The organism is Fenollaria sporofastidiosus (assembly GCF_943169635.2).
GTDB lineage: Bacteria > Bacillota > Clostridia > Tissierellales > Peptoniphilaceae > Fenollaria > Fenollaria sporofastidiosus.
This window is the reverse complement of the sequence record NZ_OW968186.1, coordinates 690,818-707,203: the sequence shown is the minus strand read 5'-3', so window position 1 is coordinate 707,203 and position 16,386 is coordinate 690,818. Positions and strand designations below refer to the sequence as shown.

Here is a 16,386-nt window from a genome sequence, read left to right as displayed (position 1 = left end):
ATGAAAGCAATTATAGAAAATTACAAGATTAAAAACAATCTACTCTATCCAGTGCTTGCTGCGGCAGCATTTTTAGCTGCATATAAGTTTGTCTCTACTAAGATTGCACTCGCACTTGTGCTACTTTTAATCAGTCTTCCCTTCTTTGCGAAGAGAAAGTTTCTGATGCTAAACCTCTTCATACTTGGCTACAACTTTCTTCCGGACATAGTCTCAATCGCTGGCGCACTTGCCATATTAGCCATGTATCTAGTGGACGTGTATATATATAAAAAGGAAAGCTTAAGGATAAACTCAAGCTTCGTAGCCGTAGCTTTAGGCGTAATCATGATAATTATAGGCACTGTAACATCGGTTAAGCCGCTTGGCTCTATGAGAGACCTAGCCATGAACTTCGCAGGACTTGCAATATTCTTATCTGTAAATATAGCTGTTAAAAACAAAGATGACTACAACAAAATCGCAACTAGCCTTGCCATCAACGCAGCACTAATCTGCCTTTGGGGTATAGTTCAGTACAAGTTCTTCGGCACAGTTAGGCGTGAGTGGCTCGACAGTCAAGTCGCAGGACAGATATCGAAGCGTGCATATTCAGTATTTATGAATCCAAATGTCTTCGCAGAGTACATCGTACTCGTAGTGCCTATAGTCGTGAGTCTTTTCTGGGCACACAAAGACGCATTCAAGAAGTTCGTCTACCTATGCATAGTTGGACTGATGCTTCTTTCTTTGATGCTAACATTCTCAAGAGGCGGCATTATGTCACTAGGCGTTGCAGCACTAGTCTTCCTCTTCTTCCAAGCAAGACCACTTATAGTTGTCGCGCTGCCGTTCTTCCTCTTGGCGCTAAGTTTTCTACCCGAGAACATCAAAAGGCGTATCATGTCAATATCGAACGTGAAAGACTCGTCAACAAGCTACAGATTCAAAATCTGGTCAATTACCAAAGATGTGATCAAGGATCATCCAGTAGTCGGAGTCGGCTTTGGACACAAGCCATTTAAGTACGTCTTCGAAAGATATATAAGAAGTATGCCAATCTTCCACGCGCACAATACCTACCTTGAGATGATGGCCGAAGGCGGCTTCACAGGCTTTATAAGCTTCGTGCTTATAATCATAACAGCCATAGCCCAAGAGATAAAGCTAATCTACAAGGCAAAGAGCAGCGAGGTCAAAACCTTTGCAGCAGGACTTTTAGCCGCAACACTTGGCATACTAACACACGCAATGTTTGAGCACATAGTCTACATCTACAGGATCATCGTAGTTTTATGGCTAGTATTGGGTCTTGTAAGCGCACTCAAAAACATTAACGTAGATGAGCAAAAGCTTGATAATATATAATAATTAGGGGGGGGTAAAGTTAATGAAAAAAATATACCAAGGAAAAACAAAGGACGTTTACGAGTTAAACGACAAAGAAGTATTATTAAAATTTAAAGACGACGTAACTGGCAAAGACGGTGTCTTCGACCCAGGCCAAAACCAAGTTGGACTTACAATGGAAGGCGCAGGACACAGTGCATGCCTTTTAACAAAGTTCTTCTATGAAAAACTAAACGCAAAGGGTTTAAATACTCACTTCGTTTCAGCAGATCCAGACAAGAACGAAGCTGTAGTTAGAAAGGCGAAAGTCTTTGGTAACGGCGTTGAAGTCATCGTGAGATACAGAGCAGTTGGCTCCTTCATCAGACGCTACGGCCAATACGCAGAGAGCGGCATGAAGCTTCCTTCATACGTTGAGATCACACTTAAGGACGACGACAGAAACGACCCACTTATTACTAAGGACGCACTAGAGATACTTGGCATCATGACAGGAGCGGAGTATGACGAGCTAGTAGGTCTTGCTAAAGAGATAGGCGAGTTTGTAAAAGATGAGCTTGCAAAGAAAGACCTTGAGCTATACGACATCAAGTTCGAGTTTGGCATGATAGATGGCAAAGTTGCCTTGATAGACGAGATCTCAGGCGGCAACATGCGTGCATACAAAGCTGATGAGTACGTAGAGCCACTTAAGCTAGAGAAGATACTACTAGAAGGACTTAAGTAATACACAAAGTTAATATACACAAGACAATATACAAAAGAGAGATGCTTAGATAGGCATCTCTTTTTTTTGCAAGATGATTTGCAATAAAAAGCGGCACAGGTCAATACCTGCACCGCATATAGAGCTTTATAAATACCAAATATTAATTATTTTCTCTTGTTGTATAAATACACCATCAAAGGTATAAATACGTAGCCTATGATCATAGATACTATGGCTAGATAGTTTGGAGTCAATACTCCGTCAGTGTTTATTGTGAATTGTTTTACCCAGTTGAACTTAACTAGTAGTAGTACTGTTAATAATACTGATAATACTGGGATGATAACGTCAGTGAAGAAGTTCTTCTTAACTCCTTGAACGATCTCTTCCTTGTTCTTGCCGTAGAAGAAAGTAATTATTGCAAGAGGCACTATGATGAATTGAGCAAATCTTGCGATCGCACTTATGATCATGATAGAGCCCATGCTGTAGTTGAAGGCAATTGGTAGAACGATAGCTAAAACAGCAGTGACTATCATTGAGAATATTGGGAAGCCCTTGTCAGTTCTTGTTGCGAAAATCTTTGGCACTTGGTTTTGCTTAGCCATAGACTCGATAATTCTTGGTGTATGGAAAGATGCTGCAACGTTGATACCGAACATAGATATTAGAGAGCCGTATAGGATTACATTTCTAATAATCTTGTTTTTGAATACATCAACAAGCGCAACAACCTCTTTAGTCTCTACAAGAGCAACAGGGTCTATCATCATACAAACTAGAACTATGCCGATGTAGATGAAGGCGATAACTAAAATTCCTAGAGGTATAGCCTTAGGTAAGTTCTTCTCAGGCTTTTCCATATCCTCAGAACCAGAGGCAACACTTTCGAAGCCAGTGAAGGCATAGAAAGCAGCGATGATCGCCATAACAATCGATTGTACATCCATGTTACTAGTTACTTCGCTAGTAACACTTTCAACCTCAGAGAAGTTGTTTTGACCAGTGAAGATAACGATTAAAACGCCAGCAAGTATAGCAGTAACAAGTGCTAGCAATTTACCGATAGTAGAAATATTGCTTACAAACTCTAAAATCTTAGTACCACAAATATTAATTACGAATAATACACCCATAAGTACAATAAAACCAGTTGTGATATAAGCAAAGTTTGAGCTGTCAAGCGCGAATATATTTAATACAGTCTTAACAACACCAGTAGCCATAACACCCCACGCGATAGCCGCACAGAAGAACCTTGTTATACCTATGTATAGACCCCAGTTGTCACCAAAGGCAGCCTTAGTATAAGCATAAGCAGCTCCACCCTTAGATACATACTTTGCAGCAGACGCGAAAGTGATAGCTAGTACCGCAGCAAAGATGGCTGCAGCAAGATAAATTACAGGCGCATATTTACCTGACATCTTAACAACAGATCCCGGTGATAAGAATATACCAGAACCGATTACAGAGTTGATGGTCAATAATACAATCGACCAAAAACCTAATTTCTTAGTAGCTTTATCCATTTAAAAACTCCTTTACATAGCAGATTTGATTAAAGTAGCGAATAAAAGATTCATCTTCTCCTCAGTTTGATGAAGCATCTCAGGGTGCCATTGAACACCGAGCATAAACTTGTGATCTTTCTTTTCTATAGCCTCCACAACACCATCTTTACTGATAGCCGAAGCCAAAAAGCCCTCAGCCACTCTATTCACAATTTGGTGGTGAAACGAGTTCACCATTATGGTATCTTCTTTAAAAAGCTCTTTTAATTTACTACCATCTACCAAGTCAACACTGTGACTAGTCATAGTAGGGAAATTAACTTGATTATGTTTTACATAAGTGTCCTTCTTTAGACCCACATCTTGATACAAGCTGCCGCCAAAGTAAACATTCATAATTTGGTAGCCCCTGCATACACCTAGAACAGGGATGTCCTTCTCCATAGCATACTTGATTAAATTAAAGTCAAAGATGTCCCTCTCAGGAAGAATGCCGCCAAGACTCTTGTGAGGCTCCTCACCATAGAAGCGAGGAGTAACATCGTGACCGCCACTTAAGATAAGCGCGTCAACATGACTAATTTGCTCCTTAACAACAGACTCATCAGAGTTCATCGGGATTATGTATGGAATACCACCATTCTTGATAACACTCTTTACATAGTCCTCATTAACATAACTTCTTCTATATCCAGGGAAATTACCACTACCATCGATGATGATGGAACCCGAAATACCAACTATAGGTTTCTTCATATGTAACACCCCTTACTTGCTAATCATAGTATTTAAAACAACAATATCAGTTTCCTTCATGCCCTCTTTAGCAACATAACCGATACTTCTGATAGTTTCCTCAACAGAATCCTTAAGAAGACCATCGCCAGCTTCGAAATTCTTGCCATTCTTAGCCATGTAATAAGCAGAAATGCCCGCATCAACAGCAGTTGCAATCTTCGCAGCACAAGAAGGCTTCGCACCGTCACAGATCATACCAGATGCAATCATCAAAGCATTAGAAACAGTGTGCTCCATAAGTTCAAAATCCTTAGTTTCCATATAACAGATACCAGCACCAGCAGCAACCCCCGCAGAAGTTACACCACAAAACGCAGATAACCTGCCAATAAACCTCTTAATATGTAGCGCAGTTAGATTCGATACAATCAAAGCCCTGTACAAATCCTCCCTAGAGTAATTCTTCGCCTCAGCAAAAGTTACAAGCGGCATAGTACAAGTGATACCTTGATTACCACTACCAGCATTGATAACAACAGGAAGCGAGCAGCCACTCATACGCGCATCAGAGCCCGCAGCAGCCCTAGCCTTTGCAACACTTCTTAAAGACTTGTCCTCATCCATCAAAATCTTGCCGATAGCAACACCCCACTTGCCAGTTAAACCCTCATCAGAAATCCTAGAGTTCAAAACAATTTGATTCTCAAGAAGATCCTTAAGACCCGACAAGTCAACATTAGTCGCAAAATCATAGATACCCCTTAAAGAAAGGTCCTCATAAAGCTTGTCATCAGTCGAGTGAGTGTAACAGTTGTCAACTTGCAAAAGCTTGCCATTCTTCACAACCTTGACAATGTTAGTGTGCTTGTTCTTAATCTCAACATCAACATCATTGCCATCCTTGTCCCAAACCTTGATCTCAATATCAAGATTCTCAACACCCTCCTTCAAACCAACAGAGATGATGTCCCTCTTAAGAAGCTCCTTAGCCTTCGCGATGTCCTCATCCTTAACCTTAGATAAAACCTCAAGACCCAAAGATGCATCCCCAGCAACAAAACCGATAGCCGAAGCAGCCTCAACACCCTTCATACCACCAGTGTTAGGAACAGTAACACCCTTAACATTCTTAATGATATTACCCGAACAGATAATCTCAGCCTTAACAATGTCAGCATTAAGAACCTCCTTAGCCTTCGCCGCAGCAAGAGCTATCGCGATAGGTTCAGTACATCCAAGAGCCATGATCAGCTCCTTCTTCAATAATTCAGTGTAATCTTTCATTTTAATCTCCTCTATGTAAAATATTCCTCAAATATTATATCACAAAAAGTTGATAGCTGCTATAAGAAAAATCTATACTTATGCAAAAGCAATTTAACGAGAAAAACCAAAAGCATAAAAATGTATAAGCACAAGAGAGGTGGAGCGTGATAAGTTAGGTGAGACAAAAGAAAAGACTATCAAGCGATAGTCTTTATTGGGTGTGGATTAATTAATTTTCTTTAATTATGTTGCTTATCATAGAAACAATGTCATCGTTCTTTAATTGCTTTTTAAATACAACGTTAATGCCATCTTCCTTCATAGTCTCGAAAAATTTTTCTGCTGACCTTATCTTTAAATCCTCTTCACTTCTAAGAGATTTTTCATCTTTCATATCCTTTGTCTCTACTATGAAATTTATTTGTGACTCACCGTCTTTTTTATTAATCACATACATAAAGTCTGGACTCGTTGTTCCTCCAGTGAATAGTGGTATTTGTATTGACTTACGTGGAATCTTTCCAAAAACAACCACATCTGCAATGTCACTTTTTATTAATGTCTCTTTTTCTTTAGGACTATCATATACAACAGCATCATATATAAATTTCTTAGGTACACTACAGTTGTCATCTCTGTATACTCCTAGAAGTCCTTGCGATATGCTATCAACAACCTCACCTTTATAATCAGTCAAACTTGTTTCTTTGATATCTACATCTAAAGCCTTATAAGAAAACTTCTTCAATAACTCTTCATCAAGCCACTTATTGAATTCGCTAACAACTGCTTGTATGCTTACTTTTGTGAACAACCTCTCATCAATGCTTGCATTTGCATCGTAATATTTACAAAGTGCCTGATGTATTAAATTTATTGGAACTGCAATTTGATTATTCAACTGCATAAGAAATTCTGAGTATGTCAACCTTTCATCAACCGTGAAGAAATTACTTACTCTATCTTTTAAAACTACCGCTCCATCTACTGATTCAATTCTTTCTGTTTTCGTTAATATATTAGTATCTTTATACACATCTGAATCTAATATTTTATACAATGCATCAACAAGTTCTTGATCTGGAATACTTTCAAACTTCATATAGTATTTTTGATTTACTTTTTCCCAAAGTTTTCTAATAGAAGTAAATTTATCTTTTCTAATATTTACAACATTTTTCTTCTTTGTACCATCAATAACTTTACTTGGTTTTAAGTTATTGATTGCTTCAGGGTAATCTTGATACAAGTCATCAAGTTTTTCTGTCTTTATATTGCCATCTAAATCAATATATTTTTTGCTTAGCATATCAACAAAAATATCATCTTGAGGTTTATTCATAAGTGTCGACAATCTAGGTAGTACGCTTTTAACATTCATAAGCTTATTAGGTTGATCTGAATTTATTTCATCTAAAAGCCTGCTTGCAAAATCCTTTTCTGAATAATCAATCAAATACTTTAAATAAAATTGTTCATCAGAAATTCTTTGACCCTTTTCATCAACTGGTAACCTTAATCCTCTTCCTACTTCTTGAAGCTTACTTATTTCTGATCCAGAAGATCTTAATTTAACAATTTGGAATACATTAGGATTGTCCCAACCTTCTTTTAAAGTCCACTTTGAAAAAATAAATCTCATTGTATTCCATTTGCCTTTATTGTCCTTAAAATTTAACAAATAATCTTTATCTTTTAGTATTTTATCAATTTCTTCCTGAATTTCTTTGTCAGAGGATGCATTATCTTGACTAAAATATCCACCATTAGTTTTACTAATATCTTCTAAGGAACTTTCTAAGTATTCTTTGTACTCTAACAATTTTTCATCTTGTCTATTATCAAGCTCTTTATCAATATTATTTATTTCATGTTTTAGATGCTTTTTAAGTAAATCTTCAAACTTCAGTCTTAAACTACCTTTACCACCGTTTTCATCTCTGTATGAACTAACAGAGTCTATAAAAAATAAACTAAGCGTTTTTATTTTTTTACTTCTCATAAAATTTTCTTTTTCAGATTCGAAATGATTCACTAAGGCTTGTTTAAGCATGAGCTCTTGATAAGTATCTGTATATATGCCACCATATATAATATCAGACAAAGAAAGAACTTGACCATTTGATAATCTGACGCCGCTCTTAATCCCATCGTCTCCAAGCTTTCCTATTTCATCAACACTTAGTCCTGAAAAGTCATTACCAAAAGAAGCTAGAGACTCGCCTTTTTTGAATTCAATAGTTTTCTTATTTATCTCGTCTCTAAATGTACATACTTTAGGGTTTTTCTTAAAATCCATTAGTTTTAGTTTGCTTTCATTCTCTTTTTCAGCATCTATCATATACGTTTCAATACCCTTTACTAGGTTTTGATTAAATGCTTGAACAGAATTTAGATTGAAAATTAAGTTATTATAATCAATTTCATTATTTTTAAGCTCAGGGAATGTAGCGCCAAACCTAATGATACATTGAGGATTAATTCCTTTAATAAGTGTTTTGTATGCTGAATTAGCTTTTTTAAATCTATGAGGCTCATCGATAATAACAACTGGTCTTGTAGCTTCAAGAGCCCTGTATGGCTTAGTAAATGTACCAATAACAGTTTGATCATAATCAGTATTCATAGTGCTTTCTGATAATAACATACCAGAGTTCATAAGTAATACTGAAAATTTGTTTTTCTCTAAACTTGTTCCTCTTACAAACTCAGCTACAGCTGCTGGAAAAAGCTTTCTGCCCTTAGGATTTTTTTGAGCCTCTAAACTTGCTAAGAATAGTTTTTTATTTGGATAAAGATCCGCAAAATGCCTCTTTGCATAATCAGCAGTTAAAAAACTCTTAGATCCTTCTCTAATTGCAGTTGTAGGAACAAGTATAATAAACTTATGAAAACCATACAATTGATTTAGTTCATACATCATTCTTGTATAGCAATATGTTTTTCCTGTTCCTGTCTCCATCTTGATATCTAAGCCTAGATAGTCATTTCCATCACTTTTTCTCCAAACTTGAGGAATATTTGGAAGTTCTTCATATCCGTTCCATAACTCATTAATATTATTTTTTATTTTTTCATCATGCAAATCAATAATTGGATTCGCGTACACATCGTTTGATTTTTTTATAACTACTCCATCAAAGGCTTTTTTTATGGCTGTCAAAAAATCATTTTGATGTGGCAATATAGTTAACTCTATCATACTTAAAACCTTTCAATCAAAGTTACGTTCTTATTATTCTTCAAAACTTTTATATTCTTTCTTAATTCATTTAAAACATTGAATTCCATTGAATGCAAATATATAACTAATCTTGTTATATCTAATGTATCATCTTCAATTTGCTTTATAAGTTTCATTATGTCGTTTGACTTTAGTCCTTGATCTATAATGTACAAAGTCTTTTCGATTAACTGTGCTGTATAGTTCTCTAATTTGTAATCTTTTGTTTCTTTTGTTAAACCGTAGCCGTCTTCATTTAGCCATGTTGCTAAAATATTTTCTTTACCACTAGCGTGTTTATTATCAAAAACTGATATCATGTCGTCTGAAACTAGTTTTATTTCTGGCTCAAACTCTTCTAAGTCTAGCAGCGTTTTTTCGCTTGGTTTTTCTAAGTAGTAAAGTTTATATCCATAGTCGATATCTGCTTTTGTTTCATCTTTTATCTTTGCAGCTGCTCTTTCAATTCTGTCTCTACCAATTTCATCAACTGTTCTGTAGCCTGCTTTGTATGCTGGTTTGTCTTTTTTTATAGCTTCAGGTAATTGTACTAAAATATATTTTCTACTGCCTCCATCTTCTGCGTTAAGCTGCATAACTGCATCTGCAGTTGTTGCACTTCCTGAGAAAAAGTCTAGGATTAATGAGCCTTGGGTTGTTGAGATGCTAATTAAATCCATCAATAATGACTTTGGCTTAGGATTATCAAATAGTCTATCAATATTAAATAGCGATTTTAACTCTGCAGTGCCGTTTCCGCTTGAATACTCAGGCTTATAAAGCAAAGATTTCATTTTTTTACTAGGTATATCTAATAAATCTGGTCTCTGTTTCTTATTTAATGAAATTCCATTTTGTGTTTTTGTTATAATAACCTCATTTAACTCTCTTTTTAGCTTATTATAACTCCAACGCCACCTTGCTTTTTGTTTGTTTACATAAGGTAATATAACATTATAACCTTCATTTTTCTTTGAATCAATATATTCTTCTAACACTCCATCATTAAATTTTTTAGATTTCATATCATATAATGCATTCAACAATTCTTTGTCAGGTAAAAATATCTTATCATCTTTAAATAAAATAGGAAACCATAAATTTGGTCTATGTTCTCTAGGTGAATTAACTCCAGTGGATACTAAAGAAGCACCTTTTTTATAATATCCTATATCATCAATCATCCACTCCGATAAAATTTCCTCTTCATCTAGCTCTAAATTTTTTATAATTAAATCAGCTTTGTTTTTCGCATAAACTACGGTATATTCATGAGTACCTGCAAAAGCAAACTCGTCTTGATTACCTTTTAAATTCATTATTGTTGGCAAATTCCCAACTTTATTTTCTTCACCAAATATCTCATCACACATTAACTTTAAATTTGCTTGCTCATTGTCATCCATGCTAATAAAAATAACGCCATCATCAGCTAATAAGTCTCTTGCTAATAATAATCTAGGATACATAAATGTTAACCAAGCAGCATGAGAGCTTTTCCCTTCAAGATTTAAAATTCTATCTGCCTCTTCTTCTGTTATGCCTATCTTTTCCGCAAGATCTTCATTAGTAAATTTAAAATTATCAGGATAAACAAAACCGTCAGAGCCTGTATTGTATGGTGGATCTATATAGATGCATTTGATTTTTCCAGAGTATGAACCCAATAAATGTTTTAGTGCATCTATATTATCTCCAACTATATAAACGTTTTCACTGTTTTTGTTTTCAGGCTTTTCATTGTGTTCAACTTCTGGCGAAATATATGTTTCAGTATTTAATGAGCTTTGGTATTTGGCATAAGATTTGCCTAAGAAGTTTAGTTCATAAGCTTCTTTTGTTAGCTCAACTTCTTCCTCTTTTAAAAAATCTTTAAATGAATCAAGCTTAAAATCTCCTTCTTTTGTGAAAAACTCAGGAAAATCATCTTTAAGTTTCTCCATCTTTTTACTGTTAACTTTTATATCAAGATTATCTTGTAAGTTTTTACCTATCATATATTTCCTCCCCAAAGTTTATGTCATTTAAAACTACTTTATATTTAGATAATTTTTTTAATCTTAATTATTAATAATTTCCTCTATATCTTCTGTATTAAAATAGTTTTTAAAATGCTCTTTTGCATTATTACTTTCAAAACATTTATATAAAGTTTTTATAATTTTATTTTTATCTAGTCCAAAAAAATCAGCATCAAAATCATATAACTCGTGCGAATTTACATCAAACAATTTTTTCGCATCGCCATTATCTTTATAAAAATCATTTTTTGTCATAGAATTGAAATTGATAAATGAATCTATTATTCTTCTAGAAATATTGCACAATAGACCAGCACTCCCTTCCTTAGAACTATAAACAAAATTCAGATCTTGCCATAATGAATCATAACTTGATTTAAAATCTTCATTTTTATTGGCAATAGTTATTACATTCGTATTTATTCCGTTTGATACAAAACGCAAATGATCACAAACTCTGTATCTAGTCTTTGGAAATCCAGCTAAATTTATATAAAAGTGATGATTATGAGTCATTATTATCAATTTTTCTATATAATCATTTTTATTTGCTTTTTCTATTAATTTATTTAGTTCATCAATTATAATATATTGCATATTTATATCATTAGAATTCATTGGATCATCAAAAATTATTACTTTTTTCTTTTTAGCTATACCGGAATTTAGTTCTTCTAATTTCTCTAAAAAATATAAAAACGCTATTATATTCTTTTCTCCTGTTGATAACTGTTTCACATCTCTTACTTTGCCAGTCTGTTTATCCTTCACCCGATAGCATCCGTTTTGTCCGTCTTTACAATGAAGCAAGTTAAAATTAACATAAATAGCTAAACGTTTATTTATTTCAGTTGCTAGCTTTTCCTCATTTTTACTACTTGCTTTAAGCTCTAGTATTTCTTTATCAAGATTTGATTTTTCAGTATTTAGATTTTCAATTTCTTTTTTAACTTTATTAAATTCTACTTTTGATACTCCATATGCAAATTCGAGTTTCGTTAATTCATCTTTCTTTTCAGTGTGCTCAAATTCTAGCAAACTCTCTTTTACCATATGTAATCTTAGATTATTCCTAGCATCATCTTTTTGATTTTCTATATTTGTATTGTTATTCAGATCACACAATTTATTATAATTATTCAATATTTCCTCTAAATTATCAGGCGTCTTTATATTTAATTGTTCCATAGGTTCAAATAATCTTTTTTGTTTATTTGAAATAATATCTATTAATTTTTCATAAAATTCCAGAATTTCTTTTTTTAATTTTAAAAAACTCTTCTCTAAATCTATAACTTTCTCATAATATTGAACGTAAAAATTTTCACTATCTAGATTGATTTTATTTATATTTTCTCTATTCTGATTTAATATTTTTTCCTCTTCATGAAGTTGATTTTCAAACTTTTTTATATCCTCTCCAGAAAAATACTGTTTCAATTCATCGAAACATTCACGGGATATTAAATTCCCACAAAAACTACATACTTCACCTTCTTTATGTATTTTTAATCCTTTTTTAGCAAACTCTCGTTTCTCATCATTATTATCTAATCTCGATATTTTTTTTGATGGTTGTACACTCTTTGTCAATAATTCATTGACTCTATTTAATTCATTATCAAAGTTAATATTTTCAAAATCAATTTTCTTAGCATTTTTAATATCATATTTTAATATATCATTATATTTATCTTGTTCTTCATTTGACAACAAATTTGCCATATTAATGTCATTTTTAAAATCATTTTTATTATAAGTAGTTTTCGTAATTTTAGGATCTATATTTTTTATTATAGATGCTTTTTTAGAATAAAAATTTTCAATTTTATCTTCTAATTCTCTGAAATTTGTCTCAGCAGCTTTCATTTTTGAATATAGATTATTCTCATCCGAATTATTTTCATCAACTAGCTTTTCTTTATCTTTTATATCTACATTTATTTCTTCAATCTTTAATTTAATATTGGCTATTTTGTTGTCAATTTCAACATTTTCTTCTCCTAACACAACAGCGTTCAATTCATCATTACTGTTTACAACGCTGTCAAATCCTTGAAATACCCTAACATCGTAATCACCTAAATTGTTTTTTAAATGACTTGCAAATGTGCTTTTGCCTGTTCCATTATTTCCAAATATAAAGCAAGTCTTTTTGACCAAATTAATATACTCAGTATCAAATATATCCAATTCTTTCAAATCAATATTCATTGTGCCATCCTCTAATAACATATATTTCTCCTTTTTATACTTTTGTCTAGTATAGTTCCTTAAGTATGATGCCTATCATAGTTTTCTTTCCGTTCTTCAATATTCACACCTCACTAATTTAATTATATCACATAATATTCTCTTTAGCCCATAAAAATAGATGCCAAGTACTTTTATCTCTTGACATCTATCATCATGTTTCTATTTGCTTAAATTTTATTCCTCGCTTACACCATTGAAATATTCTTCTGTATATAGTACTTCTACTTCACCTGACCAATTAAGTATTGAGCCAATAAAATCATTAATATCTAGTCCTGGCATTTCATATATTTCTTCATCTCCAAAAGTTCCACAGGCATCCTCTACAAATATAGTTTCATAACCTCTATCAGAAGACAATATACTAATAAATAAACAGCAATATTCCGTGTTAAAACCACAGATATAAACCTTTGATACTTTGTTTTCACTTAATATTTCTTGAAGATTTGTATTATGAAATGTATTACATGATGATTTTGGTATCACATAATCAGCAGCTTCTCTAAATTCATCTAACAATTCTACATCGCTGGATCCTTTATAAAACGGACTATCGCTATCGTCTGAAAAATGTTGTGTCAAGACTACGACATCGCCTTTGCTCTTAAAATCATTTATTAATAGTTTAATATTTTTTAAAGTGTTTGAAAAATCTTTTTTCTTTAAAATCCCTTTTTGTACATCTAATACAATTAATGCGTTCATAATTGATATAAGCCTCCTTTTAGTATCAATATTATATCACATTATACTCTTTATAATCAAGAACATAGATGAGCTAGTAGCTTCTTCACTAAGTGAGGCTGGAGAAGGATACCACTTAGACTCATTCAGCCTTGAGCATGAAACAGTTGGCGATTTTACTAAGCTTGATGTAGAGCTTGAAGATGCAAGTGGCAAAGACATCGAGTACGAGTACAACTTAGAGACAAAAGAATTAATTAAAAAGGACAGATAGTTTAAGAAATCCCCGATACGTAATTGTATCGGGGATTATTTTATCTATTTATTTCTTTCTAAAGCAAGGTATCACTCTATTGACACGGTTTTTATATGCTAGATACTCTTCGCCAAATCTCTCGTAAAGCCACTTCTCTTCTGTCTTCTTCATAAGAACTGTGAGAAAACCCCACAATACCACGGGCACGACTAAGAGCGCCGCGCTCCTCTCGCCTATGATTATGCCTGTAGATATGGCTAGGAAGGCCGAGTAAACTGGGTTTCTGACGATTCCATAGACCCCTGTAGTGATGAGTTTACCCTCTTTTGCATTTATGTTGATCTTTGAACCGATGACTGAGGCTAGCCATAGATAGGCGCCCAGCGCTATGAAAATGATTTCAACTGCGATGTAAATCCACTTCGCTCCGCCGAGTCTCGTGTTGACAAGGGCTCCGCTTCTATTCAAAACTACTGCGACTACGGTTGCTAAAACTGTTGTTACAACAAATAGCGGCCCAACTCCGAAGACGGGCATACTTTTTTCTTTATCTTTCATCTTTACCTCCTTCATAGCTTTGCTATGTACCCTAGTCCTTTAGGTAGATGTCTATCTCTATTCTGAGCCACTCGTCAATAAACTCTTTGCCCTTGATCCTGGCATAGAGCTCCTTGCCGGCATCCATCAGCCTAGAGAATACCACGTTGTCAACTCTTGGCACGTAGCCAATCTTTTCCTTTCGAAGAGTTTCTATGCGTATAGCCTTTTCGTCGTGAGGATTCTCTTCTCTGAAGAATAACAATTTATCGTCAATATCCAAATGCTTGTCTATCTTTAAAATATTGTCAACGTGCGTTGTACCTGCGACATGCGTTGTGAATAGATATATCTCACGTTCGAATGGCTTTGGCACCACAAGACCACTAGTGCCATGCAAGACACCTAAAAGACCGCCGCCATCATCTTTTTTAACTAAATCACTCATCTTTCTCCTCCAATAGCTTTGCTATAGCTTCTTCCACATCCTTTATTGCAAGATTATAATCATTTATTGAATCTTCTAACTCGTTCTTTTTCTTCTTCCTAAGCTCTACATCGTCAAGATAGACCTTAAGTGTGTATGGGAAGCGGCTCTTGATCTCATCCATGTTCTTTTTAATATTTTCAATAAGCTTTTCAAGGCGAGCCTTCTCTTCGGCAAAGTCCAAAACTGTTTTTAAGCTAGACTCATCGTCCTTTGTCTCTTCATCCGCGCCAGATACTACATATATAAGCTTCATACTAGAGACGTCCCCCGCCTTATATGCTTCGACTGCTCTAATGAAAAGTTCCTTCTCAGCCTCAGTGACTTCTGGGTTAATGTCTGGGTGCAGCTTCTTAACTACTTTTCTATACATATCCTTAAGGTCTTCGCTCTCTACATCCGATAAAAATTCGCCCTCGCTCCTCTTGATTGACTCGTTTACTTCCTTAAGCTTCTCTTCAAGCTCTTCTTGATACCTCTCAAACTCCTTGTCAAGCATCTCATCTATCTCTATGACGATAACTTTTTCATCTCTATAGACCTTTGCCTGAATGAGTTCCTTCTTCCTCTTGAGCCTTTGATACTTAAGACTTAGTTCGTAGAGCTTGTATTCAAGGTAGCCCACCTCTATCATGTACCTCATCTTAATGTTGGGACAAGTCGTATATATTAAATTGTCGCGCTCCTCTACAAGCCTTACAAGCTCTTCCCTAAGCGCCTTTATATCATCCTTTAGTTCAAGTTTGCCCTTGAACTCCATAATATCCGCCATAGTCCACCTCTTTAATTAATTATATCACTAGCAAAGTCATTTTTCAAGGCAAAGAAAAGCTCTCTACCATAAGTAAAGAGCGCGTGTTTTATTCAATACTATTTAAGCCGTCATAAAGATCATTAAAGGACTTGATCTTTTTCATCCTTCCGTATGAGAGCTCTTTGTTCTCGCCAAACTCGTATAGGAAGCACTTTGCAAGCTCTTCAACAGTCACTTCAAGCGTCGTGAAGAACTCTTGATAAGCAAAGTTTTGTGCCTTGCTCCCTTCGTCGAACATATTTATAATCATCGACTCGCATACTTGGTCTAGTGGATACATCTTGATGTGCATTAGCTCGTGAACTATGGTTTCTTCAATGTTCTCGTCCTTTGGATTTACCGCGTTTAGCATAAGCACAGCCTTCTTGTCTGTTGGATCTATCTTGAAATCGCCCGTCTTCTTCCATTCGGGGTCTTCGACAAATTCAAGTCTTATGTCCCACTCAGGCACTATGCGTAACTTTTTTGTGTATTTATCAAATAATACTTTTACTTTTTCTCTGTCCATCTTTTGCCTCTTTTTTCTAAACCTATCGATTTCGATGGGTT

13 protein-coding genes are annotated in these 16,386 nt (G+C 34.5%); 2 read left to right on the top strand and 11 right to left on the bottom strand.

Going from position 1 to position 16,386, the window contains the following annotated elements; all coding sequences use genetic code 11:
• Both KO172_RS03235 and KO172_RS03230 read left to right on the top strand, forming a co-directional pair.
• Positions 1-1,347, top strand: a complete 1,347-nt coding sequence (locus KO172_RS03235; RefSeq protein WP_215492112.1) for an O-antigen ligase family protein — start codon at positions 1-3, stop codon at positions 1,345-1,347.
• Between the two features lie 22 nt (positions 1,348-1,369).
• Positions 1,370-2,056: a phosphoribosylaminoimidazolesuccinocarboxamide synthase gene (locus tag KO172_RS03230; RefSeq protein ID WP_215492111.1), complete on the top strand. Its 687-nt coding sequence runs from the start codon at positions 1,370-1,372 to the stop codon at positions 2,054-2,056.
• A gap of 146 nt (positions 2,057-2,202) precedes the next feature.
• Here the strand turns inward: KO172_RS03230 and KO172_RS03225 are convergent, their stop codons facing one another.
• From KO172_RS03225 to KO172_RS03175, 11 genes are all read right to left on the bottom strand, one after another.
• On the bottom strand, positions 2,203-3,570 hold the full coding sequence (locus KO172_RS03225; protein WP_215492110.1) for an APC family permease: 1,368 nt from the start codon (positions 3,568-3,570) through the stop codon (positions 2,203-2,205).
• A gap of 12 nt (positions 3,571-3,582) precedes the next feature.
• Positions 3,583-4,308: a gamma-glutamyl-gamma-aminobutyrate hydrolase family protein gene (locus KO172_RS03220; RefSeq protein WP_215492109.1), complete on the bottom strand. Its 726-nt coding sequence runs from the start codon at positions 4,306-4,308 to the stop codon at positions 3,583-3,585.
• Positions 4,309-4,320: 12 nt separating this feature from the next.
• Positions 4,321-5,574, bottom strand: coding sequence for an L-cysteine desulfidase family protein (locus KO172_RS03215; RefSeq protein ID WP_215492108.1), 1,254 nt, complete (start codon positions 5,572-5,574; stop codon positions 4,321-4,323).
• 211 nt (positions 5,575-5,785) lie between these two features.
• A complete protein-coding gene (locus KO172_RS03210; protein ID WP_215492107.1) occupies positions 5,786-8,758 on the bottom strand; it encodes a type III restriction-modification system endonuclease in 2,973 nt (990 codons plus the stop codon).
• Between the two features lie 2 nt (positions 8,759-8,760).
• On the bottom strand, positions 8,761-10,776 hold the full coding sequence (locus KO172_RS03205) for a site-specific DNA-methyltransferase (RefSeq protein WP_215492106.1): 2,016 nt from the start codon (positions 10,774-10,776) through the stop codon (positions 8,761-8,763).
• Positions 10,777-10,839: 63 nt separating this feature from the next.
• The gene (locus KO172_RS03200) at positions 10,840-13,035 is read right to left on the bottom strand and encodes an AAA family ATPase (RefSeq protein WP_215492105.1); all 2,196 of its coding nucleotides are present in this window, start codon (positions 13,033-13,035) and stop codon (positions 10,840-10,842) included.
• A 195-nt stretch (positions 13,036-13,230) separates the two neighbouring features.
• Positions 13,231-13,764 (bottom strand): cysteine hydrolase family protein, encoded by a 534-nt coding sequence (locus KO172_RS03195; protein ID WP_215492104.1) that lies wholly within the window; start codon positions 13,762-13,764, stop codon positions 13,231-13,233.
• A 301-nt stretch (positions 13,765-14,065) separates the two neighbouring features.
• Positions 14,066-14,557, bottom strand: coding sequence for a methyltransferase family protein (locus KO172_RS03190; protein WP_215492103.1), 492 nt, complete (start codon positions 14,555-14,557; stop codon positions 14,066-14,068).
• A 31-nt stretch (positions 14,558-14,588) separates the two neighbouring features.
• Positions 14,589-14,984, bottom strand: a complete 396-nt coding sequence (locus KO172_RS03185; protein WP_215492102.1) for an HIRAN domain-containing protein — start codon at positions 14,982-14,984, stop codon at positions 14,589-14,591.
• Positions 14,977-15,795 (bottom strand): hypothetical protein, encoded by an 819-nt coding sequence (locus KO172_RS03180; RefSeq protein ID WP_215492101.1) that lies wholly within the window; start codon positions 15,793-15,795, stop codon positions 14,977-14,979. The genes KO172_RS03185 and KO172_RS03180 overlap by 8 nt, the downstream gene beginning before the upstream one ends.
• Before the next feature lie 88 nt (positions 15,796-15,883).
• Positions 15,884-16,345: a hypothetical protein gene (locus tag KO172_RS03175; RefSeq protein WP_215492100.1), complete on the bottom strand. Its 462-nt coding sequence runs from the start codon at positions 16,343-16,345 to the stop codon at positions 15,884-15,886.
• Positions 16,346-16,386: the final 41 nt, after the last annotated feature.

What these genes read in the sequence shown, in the direction of transcription:
- KO172_RS03180 (WP_215492101.1), bottom strand. Translation starts at nt 15,795, where the DNA reads ATGGCGGATATTATGGAGTTCAAGGGCAAACTTGAACTAAAGGATGAT.
- KO172_RS03215 (WP_215492108.1), bottom strand. Translation starts at nt 5,574, where the DNA reads ATGAAAGATTACACTGAATTATTGAAGAAGGAGCTGATCATGGCTCTT.
- KO172_RS03235 (WP_215492112.1), top strand. Translation starts at nt 1, where the DNA reads ATGAAAGCAATTATAGAAAATTACAAGATTAAAAACAATCTACTCTAT.
- KO172_RS03185 (WP_215492102.1), bottom strand. Translation starts at nt 14,984, where the DNA reads ATGAGTGATTTAGTTAAAAAAGATGATGGCGGCGGTCTTTTAGGTGTC.
- KO172_RS03230 (WP_215492111.1), top strand. Translation starts at nt 1,370, where the DNA reads ATGAAAAAAATATACCAAGGAAAAACAAAGGACGTTTACGAGTTAAAC.
- KO172_RS03195 (WP_215492104.1), bottom strand. Translation starts at nt 13,764, where the DNA reads ATGAACGCATTAATTGTATTAGATGTACAAAAAGGGATTTTAAAGAAA.
- KO172_RS03190 (WP_215492103.1), bottom strand. Translation starts at nt 14,557, where the DNA reads ATGAAAGATAAAGAAAAAAGTATGCCCGTCTTCGGAGTTGGGCCGCTA.
- KO172_RS03220 (WP_215492109.1), bottom strand. Translation starts at nt 4,308, where the DNA reads ATGAAGAAACCTATAGTTGGTATTTCGGGTTCCATCATCATCGATGGT.
- KO172_RS03205 (WP_215492106.1), bottom strand. Translation starts at nt 10,776, where the DNA reads ATGATAGGTAAAAACTTACAAGATAATCTTGATATAAAAGTTAACAGT.
- KO172_RS03225 (WP_215492110.1), bottom strand. Translation starts at nt 3,570, where the DNA reads ATGGATAAAGCTACTAAGAAATTAGGTTTTTGGTCGATTGTATTATTG.
- KO172_RS03175 (WP_215492100.1), bottom strand. Translation starts at nt 16,345, where the DNA reads ATGGACAGAGAAAAAGTAAAAGTATTATTTGATAAATACACAAAAAAG.
- KO172_RS03210 (WP_215492107.1), bottom strand. Translation starts at nt 8,758, where the DNA reads ATGATAGAGTTAACTATATTGCCACATCAAAATGATTTTTTGACAGCC.
- KO172_RS03200 (WP_215492105.1), bottom strand. Translation starts at nt 13,035, where the DNA reads ATGTTATTAGAGGATGGCACAATGAATATTGATTTGAAAGAATTGGAT.